General features: G+C 62.3%; 19 protein-coding genes. 13 read left to right on the top strand and 6 right to left on the bottom strand.

Annotated features, from left to right (window positions below; all coding sequences use genetic code 11):
- The first annotated feature begins 47 nt into the window (after positions 1-47).
- From ABCW43_RS22560 to ABCW43_RS22545, 4 genes are read left to right on the top strand one after another with little or no spacing between them, the layout of a single operon-like run.
- Entirely contained in the window at positions 48-926 is an 879-nt protein-coding gene (locus ABCW43_RS22560; RefSeq protein WP_345928595.1) for a branched-chain amino acid ABC transporter permease, read from the top strand.
- Positions 923-1,873 (top strand): branched-chain amino acid ABC transporter permease, encoded by a 951-nt coding sequence (locus ABCW43_RS22555; protein ID WP_345928593.1) that lies wholly within the window; start codon positions 923-925, stop codon positions 1,871-1,873. Before ABCW43_RS22560 ends, ABCW43_RS22555 begins: the two co-directional genes overlap by 4 nt.
- Positions 1,870-2,583 (top strand): ABC transporter ATP-binding protein, encoded by a 714-nt coding sequence (locus tag ABCW43_RS22550; protein WP_345928591.1) that lies wholly within the window; start codon positions 1,870-1,872, stop codon positions 2,581-2,583. The genes ABCW43_RS22555 and ABCW43_RS22550 overlap by 4 nt, the downstream gene beginning before the upstream one ends.
- Positions 2,576-3,307 (top strand): ABC transporter ATP-binding protein, encoded by a 732-nt coding sequence (locus tag ABCW43_RS22545; protein WP_345928589.1) that lies wholly within the window; start codon positions 2,576-2,578, stop codon positions 3,305-3,307. The genes ABCW43_RS22550 and ABCW43_RS22545 overlap by 8 nt, the downstream gene beginning before the upstream one ends.
- Before the next feature lie 44 nt (positions 3,308-3,351).
- Here the strand turns inward: ABCW43_RS22545 and ABCW43_RS22540 are convergent, their stop codons facing one another.
- On the bottom strand, positions 3,352-3,990 hold the full coding sequence (locus tag ABCW43_RS22540; RefSeq protein WP_345928766.1) for a TetR/AcrR family transcriptional regulator: 639 nt from the start codon (positions 3,988-3,990) through the stop codon (positions 3,352-3,354).
- Positions 3,991-4,253: 263 nt separating this feature from the next.
- On the opposite strand from ABCW43_RS22540, the gene ABCW43_RS22535 reads away from it, so the two are divergent.
- The 9 genes from ABCW43_RS22535 (at position 4,254) to ABCW43_RS22495 (ending at position 13,125) form a co-directional block, all read left to right on the top strand.
- Positions 4,254-5,114, top strand: coding sequence for an FAD binding domain-containing protein (locus tag ABCW43_RS22535; protein WP_345928587.1), 861 nt, complete (start codon positions 4,254-4,256; stop codon positions 5,112-5,114).
- A complete protein-coding gene (locus ABCW43_RS22530; RefSeq protein WP_345928586.1) occupies positions 5,111-5,608 on the top strand; it encodes a (2Fe-2S)-binding protein in 498 nt (165 codons plus the stop codon). Before ABCW43_RS22535 ends, ABCW43_RS22530 begins: the two co-directional genes overlap by 4 nt.
- Complete coding sequence (locus ABCW43_RS22525) at positions 5,605-7,974, top strand: xanthine dehydrogenase family protein molybdopterin-binding subunit (protein WP_345928584.1); 2,370 nt, start codon at positions 5,605-5,607, stop codon at positions 7,972-7,974. The genes ABCW43_RS22530 and ABCW43_RS22525 overlap by 4 nt, the downstream gene beginning before the upstream one ends.
- Positions 7,975-8,009: 35 nt before the next feature.
- Positions 8,010-9,260, top strand: coding sequence for an ABC transporter substrate-binding protein (locus ABCW43_RS22520; RefSeq protein WP_345928583.1), 1,251 nt, complete (start codon positions 8,010-8,012; stop codon positions 9,258-9,260).
- A gap of 21 nt (positions 9,261-9,281) precedes the next feature.
- Positions 9,282-10,157: a branched-chain amino acid ABC transporter permease gene (locus ABCW43_RS22515; protein ID WP_046610268.1), complete on the top strand. Its 876-nt coding sequence runs from the start codon at positions 9,282-9,284 to the stop codon at positions 10,155-10,157.
- Between the two features lie 10 nt (positions 10,158-10,167).
- Positions 10,168-11,166: a branched-chain amino acid ABC transporter permease gene (locus ABCW43_RS22510; RefSeq protein WP_345928579.1), complete on the top strand. Its 999-nt coding sequence runs from the start codon at positions 10,168-10,170 to the stop codon at positions 11,164-11,166.
- A complete protein-coding gene (locus ABCW43_RS22505; RefSeq protein WP_345928577.1) occupies positions 11,163-11,918 on the top strand; it encodes an ABC transporter ATP-binding protein in 756 nt (251 codons plus the stop codon). The genes ABCW43_RS22510 and ABCW43_RS22505 overlap by 4 nt, the downstream gene beginning before the upstream one ends.
- Positions 11,911-12,615, top strand: coding sequence for an ABC transporter ATP-binding protein (locus ABCW43_RS22500; protein WP_345928764.1), 705 nt, complete (start codon positions 11,911-11,913; stop codon positions 12,613-12,615). The genes ABCW43_RS22505 and ABCW43_RS22500 overlap by 8 nt, the downstream gene beginning before the upstream one ends.
- Before the next feature lie 72 nt (positions 12,616-12,687).
- A complete protein-coding gene (locus ABCW43_RS22495) occupies positions 12,688-13,125 on the top strand; it encodes an SRPBCC family protein (RefSeq protein WP_345928575.1) in 438 nt (145 codons plus the stop codon).
- A gap of 34 nt (positions 13,126-13,159) precedes the next feature.
- Here the strand turns inward: ABCW43_RS22495 and ABCW43_RS22490 are convergent, their stop codons facing one another.
- The 5 genes from ABCW43_RS22490 to ABCW43_RS22470 form a co-directional block, all read right to left on the bottom strand.
- Positions 13,160-13,840 carry a glutathione S-transferase family protein gene (locus tag ABCW43_RS22490; protein WP_345928573.1) on the bottom strand — a complete coding sequence of 227 codons (681 nt, stop codon included), beginning with the start codon at positions 13,838-13,840 and terminating at the stop codon, positions 13,160-13,162.
- A gap of 99 nt (positions 13,841-13,939) precedes the next feature.
- Positions 13,940-16,045: a molybdopterin cofactor-binding domain-containing protein gene (locus ABCW43_RS22485; RefSeq protein WP_345928571.1), complete on the bottom strand. Its 2,106-nt coding sequence runs from the start codon at positions 16,043-16,045 to the stop codon at positions 13,940-13,942.
- Positions 16,045-16,524, bottom strand: a complete 480-nt coding sequence (locus ABCW43_RS22480; protein WP_105421052.1) for a (2Fe-2S)-binding protein — start codon at positions 16,522-16,524, stop codon at positions 16,045-16,047. The genes ABCW43_RS22485 and ABCW43_RS22480 overlap by 1 nt, the downstream gene beginning before the upstream one ends.
- 112 nt (positions 16,525-16,636) lie before the next feature.
- Positions 16,637-17,515 (bottom strand): Bug family tripartite tricarboxylate transporter substrate binding protein, encoded by an 879-nt coding sequence (locus ABCW43_RS22475; protein WP_345928568.1) that lies wholly within the window; start codon positions 17,513-17,515, stop codon positions 16,637-16,639.
- 230 nt (positions 17,516-17,745) lie between these two features.
- Entirely contained in the window at positions 17,746-18,369 is a 624-nt protein-coding gene (locus tag ABCW43_RS22470; protein WP_345928566.1) for a nuclear transport factor 2 family protein, read from the bottom strand.
- Positions 18,370-18,400 lie beyond the last annotated feature (31 nt).

Below are 18,400 nucleotides of genomic sequence, written 5' to 3'. Positions count from 1 at the left end.
CAACCGATCCAGAGAGCCGGCGAGATGCCGGCTCAAGGACCCTGTACATGCTATCGATCGACATTCTGCTGAACGCCATCGTGACGGGCATTCTGCTGGGCAGCGTTTATGCATCGCTCGCCCTCGGGCTCGGGATCACCTTCGGCATTCTCCACATCCCCAATATCGCCCACCCGACGCTTGTCGTCGCCGGCGCCTTCTTCGTCTACACGCTTGCCCAATGGGGCCTCGATCCGATCGTTGCGGCGGTGATCGGCCTCGTCCCCTTCTATCTTCTCGGGGTCGTGCTCTACGCCTTCTACTCGGCTGTCTTCGAACGCAAGGGCGGCGCCAATGTGCTGCAGAGCCTGACGCTGTTCTTCGGCCTGTCGCTGGTGATCGAGATCCTGTTGTCGCTCGGCTTCGGTTCCGAGCTCAAGTCGGTCAGCGTTTCCTATATCGGCTCGAGCCTCAAGCTCGGCGTCCTCACCGTTCCCTACCGGCTGCTGATCCCCGCGCTTCTCGCCCCCGTGACGATCGCAGCCGTCTGGTTTTATCTCAGCCGCACCAATTCCGGCACGGCGATCCGCGCGGTGGCCCATGAGGAGCGGGCACTTTCGATCGCGGGCCTCAATCCGGCCTCCGTCAAGCGGCACGCTTTCGGCATCGCCACCGCGACCGCCGTCATCGCGGGAGCCGCCCTGATCATGGTCGGCCCGATCGAGCCCTTTGCCGGGCGCTACCAGATCGGCCGGGTCTTTGCGATCGTGGTTCTCGCCGGCATGGGGTCCATTCCCGGCAGCCTGGTGATCGCCATCATTATCGGCATCGCGGAGGCGCTGGTCTCCAGCTACCTCAATCCCTCCTGGTCCCCCGGCGTCGCCTTTGCGATCCTGCTGCTGGGCCTCGCCCTGCGCCCGCAGGGCCTGTTCGGAGCTGCGCGATGAGAAAGAACTCCCTCGTCTTTCTCGCGGGTATCGTCATAGTCCTGGCGCTCGGCTTCCTGATGCCGTGGCTGCTCAGGAACCCGTTCTATTTCTTTGCTGGCTATGTCGTCCTTCAATATGTGACGATCGCCACCGGCTGGAACATTCTCGGCGGTTACGCGGGCTATATCAATTTTGGCGCGGCCGGTTTCTTCGGCGCCGGCGTCTATCTTTCGGCATTCCTGTTCACCACGTTCGGCCTGCCGCTGCCGCTCTGCATCCTGGCTGCCGCGATTGTCGGCGCCATTCTCGGCGTGCTGATGGGCTACCTGACATTGCGTATCCAGGGCGTCTATTTCGCCATCGCCACGCTCGGCCTCGTCGTTGTCCTCGAAACCATCGTGCACAACATCTCCGGTCTCGGCGGGGCGAGCGGCATGGCCGTCTACGGCCCGCGGCCGCCTGCCTGGAGCCCCGGGCCGTCGCAATACAATTTCACCGTCATGCTGGTGATCGCGGTCGTCAGCGTCGCACTCGCCCGCTGGGTGGAGATTTCCTGGATCGGCCGCGGCCTGAGGGCCGTGCGGGCAAGCGAGGACGCGGCGGAATGCTCGGGCGTGCCGACGCTTCGCCTCAAGCTGGTCGCCTGTGCCCTGAGCGGTGCGGTGCTTGCCGCGGCCGGTGCGCCATATCCGTTCTACACGTCCTTCGTCGAGCCGGTCACCGCCTTCAGCCTGATCATCGGTCTGAACGCCATCGCCATGCCGCTGATCGGCGGCACCCGAACCTGGGTCGGTCCGGTGATCGGCGCTCTTCTGCTCGCCTCGGTGCAGCAGATCGCCACGGTCACCATATCCTCCGAACTCAACATTCTTTTCGTCGGCGCGGTGCTGATCGCCTTCGTGGCTTTTGCTCCGGGCGGGATTTCCGATCTCTTCGGCCGCAATAAAGGGAGGGCCAGATCGTGACGGAACCGGTTCTCTCCCTCAAGGGCGTCGAAAAACTGTTCGGATCGTTCCGCGCGCTCGGTCCCGTCGATCTTGTTGTCGGCGCCGGCGAACGGCTCGGCATCATCGGTCCGAACGGTTCCGGCAAGACGACGCTCATCAACTGCATCACCGGCGTCTACCAGCCTGACAAGGGGTCGGTATATTTCGAAGGCCGGGATATCTCGCATCTTCAAGCCCACAAGCGAGCCCGGATGGGCATCGCCCGCAGTTTTCAAATCCCGCGGCCGTTCACTGGCATGACCGTGTTTGAAAACCTCCTCGTCCCCCTCGATTACTGCCATGTCGAGGGCAGCAAGCAGGAGCGGGCAAGAGCGGTGCTTGCGAGCGTCGGGCTGTCGGGCCGCAGCTCTGATCCGTCCGAGAAGCTCACCCAACTCGAATTGCGCAAGCTGGAACTGGCCCGCGCGCTTGTCGGCAACCCGAAGGTCCTTATCGCCGACGAGGCGATGGCGGGCTTGTCGGAGGAAGAGATCGACGAAGTGCTGGCGATTTTGCTTGCGCTCAACCGGTCAGGAGTCGCGGTGATCATGATCGAGCATATCATGCATGCAGTGATGCGCTTCTCGCAACGGGTCGTCTGCTTCGAGACCGGCCGCCTGATCGCTGCCGGAACCTCGTCCGAGATCGCCGAAAATCCGCTCGTTCAGAAGGTGTATTTCGGTGAATAGGCTGATTATCGAAAACCTGTCGGCCGGTTACGGCGCCGTCTCGGTCCTGCGAAAGGTCTCGCTGGAACTGAACGAGAGCGAGATGGTGGCGCTGCTTGGCATGAACGGCAACGGCAAGAGCACGCTGCTCAACTGCATCCTTGGTTTCGTGCGGGCAAGCGCGGGGCGGATCGTGCTCGAATGGAACGGCAAGAACACGGACCTCACGAAACTCCAGCCGCACGAGATCGTCCGGCTCGGCCTGTCGATCGTCCCGGAAGGACGCCGCCTCGTGCCGAACATTTCGGTCGAAGACAATCTCAAGCTCGCGGGCAGCAATCCGCTGGTCCGCGACCGGATGAAGCAGAACCTCGCCTATTGTTTCGAGACTTTTCCGCTGCTTCTGGAGCGGCGCCGCCAAATCGCTTCGACCATGAGCGGCGGGCAGCAGCAGCTGCTGGCGATCGCCCGTTCGCTGATGACGGCGCCGAAGATCATCATCATCGACGAACCCTCGGTGGGCCTGGCGCCGATCGTCGTGCGCGACGTGCTGAATGCCATCACCCAGCTGCGCGAAAAGAGCAACATGACGATCCTGATGGCGGAGCAGAGTTTCTTCCAGGCGATCGACGTGTCGTCGCGGGCCTATGTGCTGGCCCATGGCAGCATTCAACGGGAGTTCAAGCGCTCGGACGGCGAGATCGCCCATGACGAGATCCGCCGCGCCATGCTGGGCGCGTATTGAGGGAAACACAATGACGATGCCAGGATCATGGTGGATGGCGGAATTCAGGTAGGCGCGCGCTCGAGATTTCGTCGGACGATCGCCTTTGCGACCTCGGGTCCGCCGAGCATGAAGCTTCTGACGCCATCGCGGACGATGTCGTCCAGCGGTTCCGGGGTGGCCGTCGCATATACGAACCGGCGGATCGCCAGATAGAAGATGCGGCCGTGGAGACCCCAGAACAATTCGGTCTCCCGTTCGGAAAGCGGTGCCTCGTCCGGGCCGGGCAGGCCCAGTTCGTGGCGGAGTTCCAGGCAGGCAGGTTCGACGATCTGCCGGCGCACGATGTCGAGATAGCGCGTCGTGATGTCGAAGGTCTTCAGGCCGGAAAAGACGAAGATCCGGACCCAGTCGTAGTGGAAGACGCGCTCCACATATCGCAGATAGAATTCCGTCAGCCGGCTTTCCAGTGATCGGCCGCGGTCGATGATGAGATCGGCCCAGCTATCGTCCCAGCGGCTGAGATAGACATGTTCGTAGACCCGCTCGATCAAGGCTTCCTTGCTGGGAAAATGCCGGTAGATCGCTGAATGGGTGATGCCGATGCGCTTGGCGAGTTCGCGGGTCTGGCCCTCGAAGCCGTGCTCGGCGAAGAAGCGGACAGCCTCTTCCAGGATGAACTGTTCGCGCTCGTTCGCCCGCATGTATTGCTTGGGACGCCGCGGTTTTTCTCCGCCACCTTTGCGCTCGAGGCTCTTTTGCTGATCCGTCATGCCTGCCCCGATCTGCCACGCCCGTCACCGAGTCACCGGTAACTCGTTTCGCATAGCGATACCGCGCCCGACGTTTAAGACCAAGTGGTAATTTTATTTGAGACCAGTTGGTTATTTTTCTTGACCGGCGGGTCGGCCTGCGAGATATTGTAACCAGATGGTCACAAATCCGGAGGGCCACGTGGGAGGAGCCGGTGAAGGCGAGAGCTTTCGATTACATGCGTCCGAAATGCGTGCAGGAAGCATTGGAAGCTTTCGTCGGTGCGGATGGCGATGCGAGCTATATTGCGGGAGGGCAGAGCCTCGTCCCGGCGATCGCGCTTCGGCTGCAAGCCCCCGGCCTTCTCATCGATATCGCTCGCCTGGACGAACTGCGCGGTCTTTCCATCGCCGGCGGTCATCTGCGCATCGGCGCAACCACCCGGCACTGCGAAATTCTGGGCTCGGACCTCGTGCGGGAACATGCGCCGTTGCTTGCAAAGGCGGCTCCTTTCGTGGCGCACCCGGCGATCCGCAACAAGGGCACATTCGGCGGCAGCCTGGCGCTTGCCGATCCCGCATCGGAATTTCCCGCCATGGCGCTGGCGCTCGATGCGATCATTGAAATTGCCTCAGTTGAAGGCAGTCGCCGCGTCGGTGCAGGCGATTTCTTCATCGATCTCTATGAAACGGCGCTTCGGCCCGGCGAGCTTATCACAGCGGTATACGTACCCCTGGCCACCGCCAAAACCCGGACAGCCTTCGACGAATTGGCCCGCCGGCGCGGCGATTATGCGATCGTCGGGGCAGGCATCGATGCGCAGATGCAGGGCGGTTTTGTCGAACGCATCAGAATAGCCTTCCTTTCGGTGGGCTCGACGCCGGTCAGGGCGCGTGCGGTCGAAGCCACGCTGACCGGGCGACAGTTGACGCCGGAGGCGATCCGGCAGGCACAGGACGTGCTCGGCACGGAGCTTGATCCGGCCGGTGACGAGCACACGCCTTCTGAGATGCGCCGGCATCTTGCAAGGGTGCTGCTCGGAAGGCTGCTTGGTCGGCTGGAGGCGAATGTATGAGCGGCAAGGTGGCGATTTCGCTGGCCGTGAACGGCGAGACAATCGAGGCGCTGGTTGCGCCGCGCACCACGCTGGCCGATTTCCTGCGGCAGGACATCCAGCTCACCGGCACCCATACGGGCTGCGAAATGGGTGTCTGCGGCGCCTGCCTGGTCTTGCTGGACGACCGACCGGTGCATGCCTGCCTGATGTTTGCGGTGCAGGCCGATGGCTGCGCCGTCGAGACGGTCGAGGGCCTGACCCTTCGCAGAGCGATCGACGATCTCCAGAAGGTGTTTCACGAGCGCAATGCGTTGCAATGCGGCTTCTGCACTCCGGGCATGCTGGTGAGTGCCTACGGGATTCTGGCTTCCGGCGATGAGCCCGATCGCGACGGTATCCGTGACGCGCTCTCCGGAAACTATTGCCGCTGTACCGGTTATGAATCGATCGTCGATGCGATCGAAACGACGGCGAGACAGCGTCGGCAGCATAGGGCGGAGGAGAAGGCATGAACGCGTTCGCCGGCTCCATCGACAGGCCTAACTCCTATATCGGCCGCTCGGTATCGCGACCGAATGCCAAGCGCCTGCTCGAGGGCCGGGGGCGGTATGTGACCGATCTCGTGCTGCCGCGCATGCTGCATGCGGCTTTCGTCCGCAGTCCTTATGCGCATGGAAAAATTGTTTCGATCGATATCGAGGAGGCAAAGGCCCTCTCCGGCGTTCGCGCGGTTTTTACCGGCGAGGACCTGGCATCGATCTGCGCGCCCTGGACCGGCACGCTCGAGCATTTCACCAATATGAAGTCTCCGCCGCAAGTGCCGCTACCTCTTGAAAAGGTGATGTGGTCGGGGCAGCCGGTCGTTCTCATCGTCGCCGACAGCAGGGCAATCGCCGAAGATGCCGCCGAGCTGGTGATCGTCGATATCGAGGAGCTTCCGGCGCTGGCGGATCCGGTCGAGGCCATGTCTGCCGCGGCGATTTCGAACGAGTTCGCCGACAATATCTGCTTTGCGACGACGCTCGACAGCGGCGGCGTCGAGGAGGCATTCGGGGTTGCGGACACGACGGTCGAGCAGAGCTTCATTTTCGGCCGGCACACGGCGGTGACTCTCGAACCGCGCGCGATCGTTGCCGATTATGATCCGAGCGAGAACCGGCTGACTGCCCATCACGCGACCCAGACGCCCTATCAGTTCCAGGATGTCTATTCCCGCCACTACGGCATTCCGGAAGCCAACGTCCGCGTCATCGCGCCGGATATCGGCGGTTCGTTCGGAATGAAACTGCATGTCTATCACGAGGAGATGGCGGTCGTCGGCGCGTCGATCCTGCTCGGTCGCCCCATCAAATACGTCGCCGACCGGATGGAATCCTTCGTGTCGGATATCCATGCCCGCGACCACCGGGTAACCGGGCGTCTTGCCCTCGACAGGGAGGGTCGCATCACGGCTATGGATGTGGACGACGTAACCGCGATCGGCGCCTTTTCGAGCTATCCGCGCACCAGCGCGGTCGAGGGAAACCAGGTCATCCGCCTGATGGGCGCCCCTTATGACTTCTCGTCCTATCGCGCCAATCTTTCGGTCGTGTTCCAGAACAAGGTGCAGACCAGCCAGTATCGCGCCGTCGGGCACCCGATTGCCTGTGCCGTGACGGAATGCCTGGTCGATGCCGCGGCGCGCGAACTGGGGCTCGATCCGTTCGAAATCCGCGAACGCAATCTCATTCCGGACAACAGCTATCCCCGCACATCGCCGACCGGATACCAGTTCGAAAAGCTCTCCCACGAGGTCTGTCTCGCGCGGCTGAAGTCGATCATGAATTATGACGCTCTTCGTGCGGAGCAGGCAGGTCTGCGGGAAAAAGGTATCCTGCGCGGCATCGGCATCGCCCTTTTCGTAGAGATCACCAATCCGAGCCCGGCTTTTTACGGTGTCGGTGGCGCGCGGATTTCCGCGCAGGACGGAGCCATCCTCAAGCTCACGCCGTCCGGTGAGGTCCATTGTTCGATTTCCGTGACCGAACAGGGGCAGGGGACGGAGACCATCATCGGTCAGATCGTCGCGGACCAGCTCGGCATCGATCGTGAAAAAGTGCGGGTGATGACCGGCGATACCGATACGACGCCCCACGGTGGCGCCACCTGGGCCTGCCGGGGGGCGGGCATCGGTGGCGAAACGGCACTGCAGGCGGCGCGCAAGCTGAAGGCAAATCTGCTCGCCGTTGCAGGCCTCATCCTGCAGGCGCAACAGGGCGAGCTTGATATCCGCGCGGACTGGATCGTCGAGGCGGTCACGGGCCGACAACGCCTCAGCCTGGCGGAAGTCGCGCGCATCGCCTTCTTCCGGTCGGACACGCTGCCGCCCGGGACTCAGGCGCAGCTTTCCGTCGTGCATCACTATGCGCCGCAGGGTTATCCGTTCGCATTCACGAACGGGGCCCAGGGCTGCCTGGTCGAAGTGGATGCGGAGACCGGTTTCGTGAAGATCCTCAAGCATTGGGTGGTCGAGGATTGCGGGCGCATCATCAATCCGCTGCTGGTCGACGAACAGGTGCGGGGCGGCGTGGTGCAGGGGCTGGGGGCGGCCTTTTTCGAGGAATGCCTCTACAACGAGGACGGTCAGCTCACCAACGGTTCGCTTGCCGACTATCTCGTGCCGATGGCCTGCGAGATGCCGGATATCGAGATTTCCCACGTCGAAACGCCGACCCGGGACACCGAACTCGGTGCAAAGGGCTGCGGCGAAGCGGGGACGGCGGCGGCTTCCGCTGCCGCGATGAATGCCGTCAACGACGCGCTTGTGGGACACGGCGCGGTGCTGACGCAGATACCGATGACGCCGACGCGCATTTTGAGGGCGCTCGGCACGATCTGAACGCAATAACGATCCGATGTCAGGAGGAGGACAGGATGACAAACGAAATTGAGAAGCTGGCTTTAAGGCCGATCGCCCGCCGTGCAGCCCTTATCGGGTTGGCCGGTGTGGCCGGAACACTTTCGATGCCGTGGATAGCGCGTGCGCAGGCGGAAACCATCCGCATCGGGTTTCCGACGCCGTTGACCGGCCCCTTCGCCGCTGAGGCCAACGACCAGGTCCGCAGCGCCCAGCTCGCCGTGAAGCTTGCCAACGACAAGGGCGGAATTGCAGGCCGCAAGGTCGAGCTCCTGGTGCGCGACGACAAGCTGAATGCCGGCGAAGCTGCCACCCGCACGCTCGAACTGATCGAAAAGGACAAGGTCCATGCGGTGGTCGGCGCACTTTCGAGCGCCGTGCAGCTTGCGGTCAACGAGGTGACCCGCGCCCGCAGCATGCTGTACATCTCGATCAGCCAGTCGGACACCATCAACGAGATCAAGGATTTCAGCCCTTACACGTTCCATGAGGCGCTCAATCCGACGATGACGACCGCGGTCGTCGCCAAGCACAGTTTCAAGAAGGGTTCGAAGGTCGCCTACCTTGTTGCCGACTATGCCTACGGTCACGAGATGCTGCGCGGTTTCAAGCGGGCGGCCAAGGAAATCGGTGCGCAGACAGTCAGCGAAATCCTGCACCCGTTCGGCGCGGCGGACTATTCGACCTTCATCCCGACCATCCTGGCATCAGGCGCAGACATCCTCTGTATCTGCAATTTCGGCCGCGACCAGGCCAATTCCATCAAGCAGGCGGTGGATTTCGGCGTGAAAGACCAGATGAAGATCGTCGTGCCGGTGCTGCTGCACAACCAGCGGCTTGCAGTCGATCCCGAAGTCTTCGAAGGTGTCATCGGCGGTGCGAACTATTACTGGGGTCTGGAAGAAACGGTGCCTTCCGCAAAGGCGTTCAACGACGCCTTCAGAGCCATGTACAAGGGCACGATCCCGACCGACTACGGAGCCTACGGCTATACCGGCGTCGCTTCCCTGTTGATGGCCATCGAAAAGGCGGGCGGGACGGAGCCACAGAAGGTCATCGCGGCTCTGGAAGCGCTGAAATATGATATCGCCAAGGGAGAGCAGTCCTACCGCAAGTGCGACCACCAGTCGATGCAGTCGGTACTCGTCCTGGAATCCAAGGCGAAGAAGGCGATGAAATCGGATGCCGATCTCTTCAAGATCGTCGCCGCGGAACCTGCATCGGAGAGCGTTCTGCGAACCTGCTCCGAACTCGGCTTCAAGAGCTGATACCCTGGGACGGATGAGGTCATGACTGTCCAACTGATTGCAATGCAGCTGTTTTCGGGTCTCGCGCTGGGCGCCGTCCTGATCATGGTTGCGCTCGGCCTGTCGATCATCTTCGGCATGCTCGGCATCGTGAACTTCGCGCATGGTGCGCTGTTCATGGTGGGAGCCTATGCGGGGCTCTACGTGGCCGGCCTGACGGGGAGCTTCTGGTGGGCCCTCCTGATCGCGCCGGTCATGATCGGCCTGTTCGGCATGCTGATCGAGCGTTTCCTCATCCGTCCACTCTATGGCCGCTCGCCGGACGATCCGCTGCTTCTGACGTTCGGCCTCGGTTACGTGCTGGTCGAGGCGGTACGGATATTTTTCGGCACCGACGGCATTCCGTTCTCGACGCCGGCAGCCCTGCGCGGCGTGGTGAACCTTGGTATCGGCTTTTTTCCGCTCTACCGGCTGTTCGTCATCGGCGTGGTTGTCGCCGTCCTGTTGCTGCTGTGGATCGGTCTGGAAAAGACGAAATTCGGCCTGATCGTCAGGGCAGGTTCCGCCGATCCGCTGATCATGCGCGTATTGGGCGTCGATATCAGCAGATTGTGGCTGGTCGTGTTCGGGATCGGGGTCGGCATCACCGCACTCGGCGGAGTGCTTGCTGCTCCGATGCGCAATGTCAGCCCGGAAATGGGCACCCTGGTGCTGGCCGAGGCCTTCGTGGTGACGGTCATCGGCGGCATGGGCTCGCTTCCCGGCGCCGTCATCGCCGGCCTCATCGTCGGCGTCTCGGTCAGCATGACATCGCTCTTTGCCCCGGAAATGGCGACGATCGTCATGTTCGCGCTGATGGCGCTCATTCTGCTGGTGCGTCCGAACGGCCTTTATGGCCGCGCCGCACCTGGACTCTAGGGAGATCGCCATGTCCGTCATCAGAAATGCGGAACTTGTCCCAGCGCCCGCCCGACGCAGCTTCGCGACACTGTTTTCCAACGTCAGCCGCTGGCGGGTGCCGCTTTCAATCCTGGCGCTCTGCATCCTGCCTTGGGTGCTGCCCTCGCAGGCGCTGGCCGTCAACGTGTTGATCTACGGCCTCGTCGCCGTCGGCTACAACCTGCTCTTTGGCTACACCGGCCTGCTTTCCTTCGGTCATGCGGCCTTCTTCGGGGCCGGAGCCTATGCGACGGGTATCGCGATCGGCGCTTTCGGGGTCCACTGGTTCATCGCGATGCTGATCGGCGTGCTGGTTTCGGGCCTGCTTGCCACCGTCATGGGCGTGCTCGCCATCCGCACACGTGGCATCTACTTCTCGATGGTGACGCTCGCGCTGGCACAGCTCGTCTACTATGCGGCGCTGCAAGCCTCCTCGTGGACCGGCGGCGAAAACGGTCTGCGCGGCTTTACGGTCAGCGCCTTGCATCTTCCCGGCTTTTCGGTAAATTTCCTCGATCCTTTGGTGAAATATTACGCGATCATGATCGTGGTCGCGGCGGCACTCTGGTTCGTGTCGAGGGTATTGAATTCGCCTTTCGGCGCGGTGATCGAGGCGATCCGCGAAAACGAGACGCGGGCGCGCGCCTGCGGCTATGATGTCGAGCGAACCAAGCTGTTGTCCTTCATCCTTTCCGGCATTCTCTGTGGGCTCGCGGGCACGCTGTCGGCGATGCATCTTTCGATCGTGCCTCTGGACTCGCTCCACTACCATACGTCCGGCCTGATCGTGATGATGACGCTGCTCGGCGGCGCCGGCAGCTTCTTCGGTCCCTTCATCGGGGCGCTGGCGTTTCTTTCGATGGAAGACATCTTCTCGCTCTGGACATCCAACTGGCAGCTCATTGTCGGCGTGATCTTCATCCTCTTTGTCCTCTATCTGCCGAAGGGCATCTGGGGCACCTTGATATCCTGGGGGAAAAGCCGATGAGCGCACCCATCATGAGCGTCACCAATATCGGCAAGCAGTTCGGCGGACTGGTCGCGTTGAAGGATGTGACGGCCGATTTCCGGGAAGGCCAGATCACCGCCATCATCGGGCCGAACGGTGCCGGCAAGAGCACGTTCTTCAACATCCTGTCCGGTGCCCTGAAGCCCTCGAGCGGAACGCTTCGGTTTCGCGGCGCGGATATGGCGGGCGTGCCGCAGCACGACTATGTGCATCGTGGCATCGCCCGCTCCTACCAGATCACCAACATCTTCCCCAACCTTTCCGTCCTTGAGAACGTCCGTGTCGCGGCACAGGCTTTCCGGTCCCGCATGAACATCTGGGCGGACCGCAGTGCCGACCGGGATAGCCTGGACAGTGCGTCGGCTATGCTCGCATCTGTCGGGTTGTCGGCGCGGGCAGCGACGCCGGCTAAGTTCCTGGCGCACGGACAACAGCGTGCGCTGGAGATCGCTATCGCCCTGGTGGCGGATCCGGCGCTTCTTCTGCTTGATGAGCCGACCGCCGGGATGGGGCCGGAAGAGACGCGCGAGATGGTCGCTCTGATAGAGAAGCTGGCGGCCCAACGCACGATCCTGCTCGTCGAGCACAAGATGAAGATGATCCTCGGCCTCAGCGACCGCGTGCTCGTACTTCACCATGGCCAGCTGCTGGCCGATGGATCACCGAAGGAAATCCAGGCGAACCCCGAGGTTCGCCGCGTCTACCTGGGACAAAATGATGGCTATGCTTGAAATCGAAGGCCTGAACGGCTGGTATGGCGCGAGCCATGTGCTTCACGGGGTATCGTTCGCGGTGGAACCGGGCGAGATCGTCGCGCTTGTCGGCCGCAACGGAGCGGGCAAGACGAGTATCATCCGTTCGATCATGGGGCTCATGCCGCGCACCACCGGCGCCATCCGCTTCGACGGCGAAGACATATCCCGGCTAAAAGCGCACGACCGCTATGTCCGCGGCCTCGCCTATGTTCCGGAGGAACGTCGTATCGTGCGTGGGCTGACGGTGCTGGAAAACCTGCAGCTGGGGCTCGTCGCCGACCGCAATCGGATCGACGAGGCGGCCGCGATCGATGAGATCGCCCGCAGTTTCCCGCGTTTGAAGGAGCGCCTGCATCAGGAAGGTGTCACGATGTCGGGCGGCGAGCAGCAGATGCTGGCGATAGCCCGCGCCATGATCGCCCGCCCGAAGATGATCCTGCTCGACGAGCCGTCGGAAGGCATCATGCCGGTGCTCGTCGAGGAGATGGGCGCACTGTTCAGGCGGCTGCGGGAAGAGGGGACGACGCTGCTCCTCGTCGAGCAGAATGTCGAATGGGCGCTGAACCTTGCCGACCGGGCGGTTATCGTCGACCAGGGCGAGATCGTCTATCGCAGCGATGCCGCAACTCTTCTGGCCGACAAGGACATTCAGGAGCGATACTGCGCGGTCTGAGCCGCAATCCACCGATCCGATCATCATCGAACACAGGGCTTCGTCGGTTACGCGACGAAGAGCGATATTTCTATGGAAATCACTGGAGAGTACCGGCTGGAAGAGCCACGTGACAACGTGTGGGCAAGGCTCTTCGACCCCGATGTCCTGCGCCGTTGCATTCCGGGCTGCAAGGAACTGACGCAGACGGCCGAGAACAGTTTCGACGCGAAGGTCGTGCTCAAGATAGGCCCGGTTTCCGCAACCTTTGCGGCCACCGTCGAGATCATCGATATCGAGGCGCCGGAGAGCTGCCGCATCATCGGCAAGGGAAACGGCGGCATCGCCGGTTACGCCAAGGGAGACTGCGTTGTCAGGCTTGGTCAGGATGGTGAGGCCACCATCCTGACCTATAGTGCCAATGTGGACATCGGCGGAAAGATTGCAGCACTGGGCGGCAGATTGGTGCAGGCGACATCGAAAAAGCTTGCCGACCAGTTCTTTCTTTCATTTTCATCGCGCGAAGATTAATGCGGGCTGATGTGGCTTGAAACGGAAATCCCCCTCACTTGAAGTGGGGATTATCCTCCCGCTCCAGCACCGCCCTCACGGCCGTCCGCTCGAGCATCTGGTTCTGATGCCGCGTGAAACTCTTCAAGCTGTCCATGGGCAGTCCGTTGCTCCTTCCCCAACCGTAAAAGACGAGGGCGTAGGGATCCACCACCGTGTACCGGTCGCCCATGATCCACTCGTTGCCGGCGATCAGCCCGTCTATCTCCTGCATGCTCTCCCAATAGGAAGACACTGCCTTGCTGCGAACGTCGTCATAAACGTCTTTTCTTTCGACGAACCTATATGGCCTGAATTTCGCTCTCTGGAAGATATGAGGTGTATTCGAGAACCAGGCCATCTGGGAGATGCAGAGTGTCTGGCCGAGGGTGTCGGCCGGGAACAAGCCGGCGTGAGGACTGGTCAGGGCAATAAACGTCAATATGGCGGTGTTCTCGGTGATCACCCTGCCATCCGGCGCGATGAGTGCCGGCACCCTGCCACGGGGATTGATTGCGAGGTATTCCGGAGTGAGATGCTGGTTTTCCGAGAGCAGCGTCTTCACCGGCCTAAACGGCCTGCCGGTCTCCTCGAGGGCGATGTGCGATGCCAGCGCACAGGATCCGGGACTGTAAAACAATGTCAATTCGCCTGTCGGGTTCGATATTCCCCCCGCAGCTGCAGATTGATCCGTCATTCTCAACTATCCTTCCTATTCGATGCGAGCAGAAGCTTTCCCGGACGCGCGATCCAAGAGTCGATGTCCCATCCGAACTCAGCCGTGCTCGCCGTCTCGTCATGCCATCAGGGCCTTCATGATCCGATCGCGGGTCATCGGCATATCGTGGATGCGCGTACCCAGCGCATGGGCGACCGCATTGCCGATGGCGGCTGCCGTTGGGCCACCTGCGCATTCACCGACGCCGATCGGCGGATATTCATTTGCCTCGACAAGCTCGACGCGAATCTCTGGTATTTCCGAAAAGCGGATGACCGGATAACTTTCCCAGTCGAGCGTCGCGATACCCTGCGGGCCGAAGCGGACCTCCTCGATCAGCGCCCAGCTGATGGCCTGGACGATATTGCCTTCGATCTGGTTGAGAATACCGTCGGGATTGATGGCGAGCCCGGCATCGACGGCGCACCAGATATTCGTGACCCGCACTGCCTCGTCCACCTCGACGGCGGCGGCGACCGCCGCATAGGCCGAAGAATTCTTGTAGCGGGCGAGGCCGATGCCCAGCCCGCTTCCAGCGCCCCCGGCATCACGGGATGACCAGTTCGCCATCGCGGCCGCTTTCTCAAGGACGCGACGGGCGCGAGGGTCGGAAAGGATGGCCAGCCGGTATGCAACCGGATCTTCACCTGCGCGCCCGGCCAGATCATCTAACAGGCCTTCGATGGCGAAGACGTTCAGCGTCGCTCCGAGGCCACGCAATGACGAGGTCCTTACCGGCACGTCGTGGATCAGATGCAATTCGATCCGCTTCGGGCCGATGTCGTAAAGAGGAATGCCGTTGCGGGCAGCGCCGCCGCCGCGCTCGAGCGGAATGTCGAAGGGCTTGCGGTCAGGTGGCGGCGTCTTCATGGCGTGGGCGGCGAGCAGACTGGCGCCGCCGACGCCAGGCCGCTGGCCATGGGTGGCGCTCCAGATTTCCGTGGTCCAGTCGACGGGCTGGCCGGCCCCGTCCAGTCCCGCATGGACGGTGACGGTCATGGCGGAGGAGAGCGGCTCATAGCCGAATTCCTCTTCGCGCCGCCACATAAGGCGGATCGGCTGGTCGGGTAGCGCAAGTGCCACGAGGGCAGCGTCCAGGGCGGCGTCGTCGGCACCGTTGTGGCCATAACAGCCGGCTCCCTGGACATGATGGCAGGCAACCGCGTCGAGAGAAAATCCGACCGTCCTTGCGATATTCTCCCGCAGCGGATGCATGCCTTGCGCATGGGACCAGACGGTAAGGACACCATCGCGGTAGAGCGCAACCGCGCAGGATGGCGCGATGGAGCCGTGCGAAAGGAACGGGCGGGTGAAGCGCGCGCAGACGCGGTCCATCGCCGGCTCCGGTGGAGGATCGCCCATCAGACGATCGTCCGACGGCTGGGAGGCGACCCAGTCAGGCGTCGCCTGTTCGGGAGCGAGACTGAGGGCATTGTCCCAGATGGCGCGCTCCGTTGCGGCGACGGCCGCAGCGCGGACCGCGGTCTCGTCGGCGCCGGCGAACGCCACGAAGTTATCAAGGCGAACGATGCGAATGTCGCCTCCCGCTCTGCGCCGGATCATCTCCTCATCCAGTTGCAGAAGCATGGCGCCAGGCCCGGGCTGGCGCAGTGTCCGCGCGTGCAGCATTCCGGGAAGCATCATGTCCTGGATGAAGCCGGACCCGGTGAGCTTGGCCGGCAGATCCAGCCGTGGGACAGATCGGCCGACGAGACGGTGAGCGCTTAGCGGTTTGGGCGGAACCGTGCCCGTGGCCTCGGCGGAAAGGTCGAGTTCGCCAGCAATGCTCCAATAGTCGATGCCGCTCGGCGAACCGTTTTTCAAGAAGGCGCCGTCTGCGACCGTCAGTTCGTCGGGAGCGGCGTTCAAACGCAGCGCTGCTCGCGCCAAGGCAAGGGCACGGACTTCCGCCGCCACGAGCCGGATCGCGGCACCGGAATGCTCGATGGACCAGCTGGAGGCGGTATAACCTTCGCCTGGACCCTCGACGCTGTTACCGGACATCATCCGCACCTGATCAATCCGAAGATCCAGTTCCTCCGCAGCGATCTGCGCAAGCGCCGTCAGCACGCCCTGGCCGAGTTCCACCTTGCCGGTGCCGATCCGCACCGTGTGGTCGTCCTCGAAGCGAAGCCAGCGGTCGAGCCGGGGATTGTCCTTCAGGCTGAAGGTAAGCATGGGCATCAGGCCACCTTCTCACGCATGTCGGCTGCCGCCTTGAGCACGGCACGCAAGATGCGGGGGTGCGAGCCGCAGCGGCAAAGATTTGCGTCGAGCGCGGCGGCGATTTCGGCCCGCGTCGGGTCGGGATTGCGATCGAGGAAAGCCTTTGCCGCGATGAGAATGCCCGATAGGCAATAACCGCATTGTCCCGCCTGCTCGTCGAGGAATGCCTGCTGCAGCGGGTGCAATGCATCCGCCGAGCCCAAGCCCTCGACCGTCGTGATCGTGCGGCCGGAAAGCGTACCGATCTCCCGGCTGCAGGAATAGGCGGCAACGCCGTCGATCAGAACCATGCAGGCGCCGCATTGCTCCAAGCCGCAGCCGTACCGGCTGCCCTTCAGCCCCAGGTGATTGCGCAGCACGTCCAGAAGCGGAGCCGTCGAAGGCACGTCCAGCTCATGCACCTGCCCATTGACATTGAGAGTGAGGCATTCGTTCATCCAGTTCAATTCCATCCTTGTGCCAACATCTCCAAGTCCCGCCGAGAGGTGTCGCGGCCAAGTGATTGCGGCCGCGACGCCGATAAGCCTTCCTGCGCCTGCGACGATCAGCTCAGGTCGGCTCGACAAGCCCGGCCTTGACCAGCGGCTCGATCGAGCGGATCTCGCGTTCGATCGAGCTGGCCATTTCGTCAGGCGAATTGACGACGGGGGTCAGTCCAAGCGATGCAAATTTCTTCTGTGCCGCTGGGGTATCGCTCCACTCCTTGATGGCGGTATGGATCTTGGCTACGATCTCCTTGGGCAATCCCTTTGGACCGACAGCGCCGAACCACAGGGTCTGTTCGTATCCGTTGAGGCCCTGTTCTGCGACGCTCTGCACCTCTGGCAGCTCCGGAATTCGCTTCGCCGAGGTCACCGCAAGCCCGCGGATTTTTGCCTCGCGGATATGGGGAAGATAGTTGGACGGGGCATCGAGCGCGAAGTGGATGTGTCCGCCCAGCAGGTCGGCCAGCAGCGGCGGGGAACCTTTGTAAGGAATATGATTGATCTGCACGCCGGCCATCTGGCCGATGATGGCAGCGGCTATGTGCCCCTTGGTCCCCGCGCCCGGATTTCCGATATTCACCTTTCCAGGGTTTGCTCTTGCATAGGCGATGAGTTCCTGGACCGATTTCGCCGGAGCCGAAGCGCTTGCACTGAGCAGCGCCGGGCTTTCAGCAACAATCGAGATCGGCGTGAAGTCCACCTGCGGATCGTATGCAAGGTTCTTTTGCACCACCTTGTTGGCCGCAATCGGCGCACTGCCGCTGATCATGATCGTGTAGCCGTCGGCTGCTGCGCGCGCGAGCCTGCCGCCGGCCAAGGCCCCGGCTGCGCCAGCGTGGTTCTCGATGACGAATTGCTGGCCGTATTTGGCCGTCAATGCGTCGGCGACCAGCCGGGCAATAATGTCACTGGTGCCACCCGGGGGATAGGCCGAGATGACCACGACCGATTTGCTCGGCCAACTGTCGGCCAGCGCAATTCCCCTGGACGCCAGCATGGCAGCTGTCCCGCCCAATACGATAAATTCCCGCCTTTTCATTATACGTCTCCTCCCACCCGTTGAATCGAGCTCCATAGGCGCAACACTATCGCGCCGCATTGTGTCCGCGAACCTCTGACTGAGACCATTCCGCTGCTTGGAATGGTCCGTTCAATCGCAAGCCCGGATGGCCGTCAGTCCTTGCCGGCAAGCCAGCGTTCCTCGCCTTCGTGAAAAGCGCTCAGTTGGTCCGGCTGATCGTCGCCCAGCAGATCGGGCTTTACCGCCACCCCGCGAGTGTGCTGGATATAAGCCAGGAATTTGTAGGAAGGCCGCATCGTCGACAGGACGGACCAGTCGATGGGAAGTACCTCCGACGGGTTGACGGGCTTGACGATATCCCTTTCGAACAGGACCTCGAACGTGAGGAGCCTCCACGCCCCGCCCTCCCGCACCGCGCGGGAGAAGAACCGGCAGAAGACGTGAAGGTCGATTTCGACGCCCTCAGGCCTTGCGCGGTTGAAGATCATCGCTGGGCTTTCCACCGTTGCCCGGTCCCCCGTCACTTGCGCAAAGGCGGGAAAGACCCAGTGTTTGCTGTTGCCGGTCGCCTTCATCCATTCGCGCGTAGCGTCCACATAGGCCTGACCGCCGCGTCCCTCGTACCAGCTTGTTCGGACATAGGCGTCGCGGTGGAAGCATGCGCTCATCACCTCAAAACGACGCTGGTCACGGGCGAAGCGTTCGCGGCGCACGAGATCGAAGAGTTCTTCGCGGTCTAGCAGGGCCCTTAGGCGCGTGCCGTCGTCCTGTTGCATAAGCTTCTCCTGGAAGTTGGTGCGTATGGAT

Origin of the sequence: Neorhizobium tunisiense, assembly GCF_039631515.1 — a bacterium.
Classification (GTDB): Bacteria; Pseudomonadota; Alphaproteobacteria; order Rhizobiales; family Rhizobiaceae; genus Neorhizobium.
The sequence above is the reverse complement of the archived record's forward strand: the minus strand, read 5'-3'. Positions and strand labels throughout refer to the sequence as shown.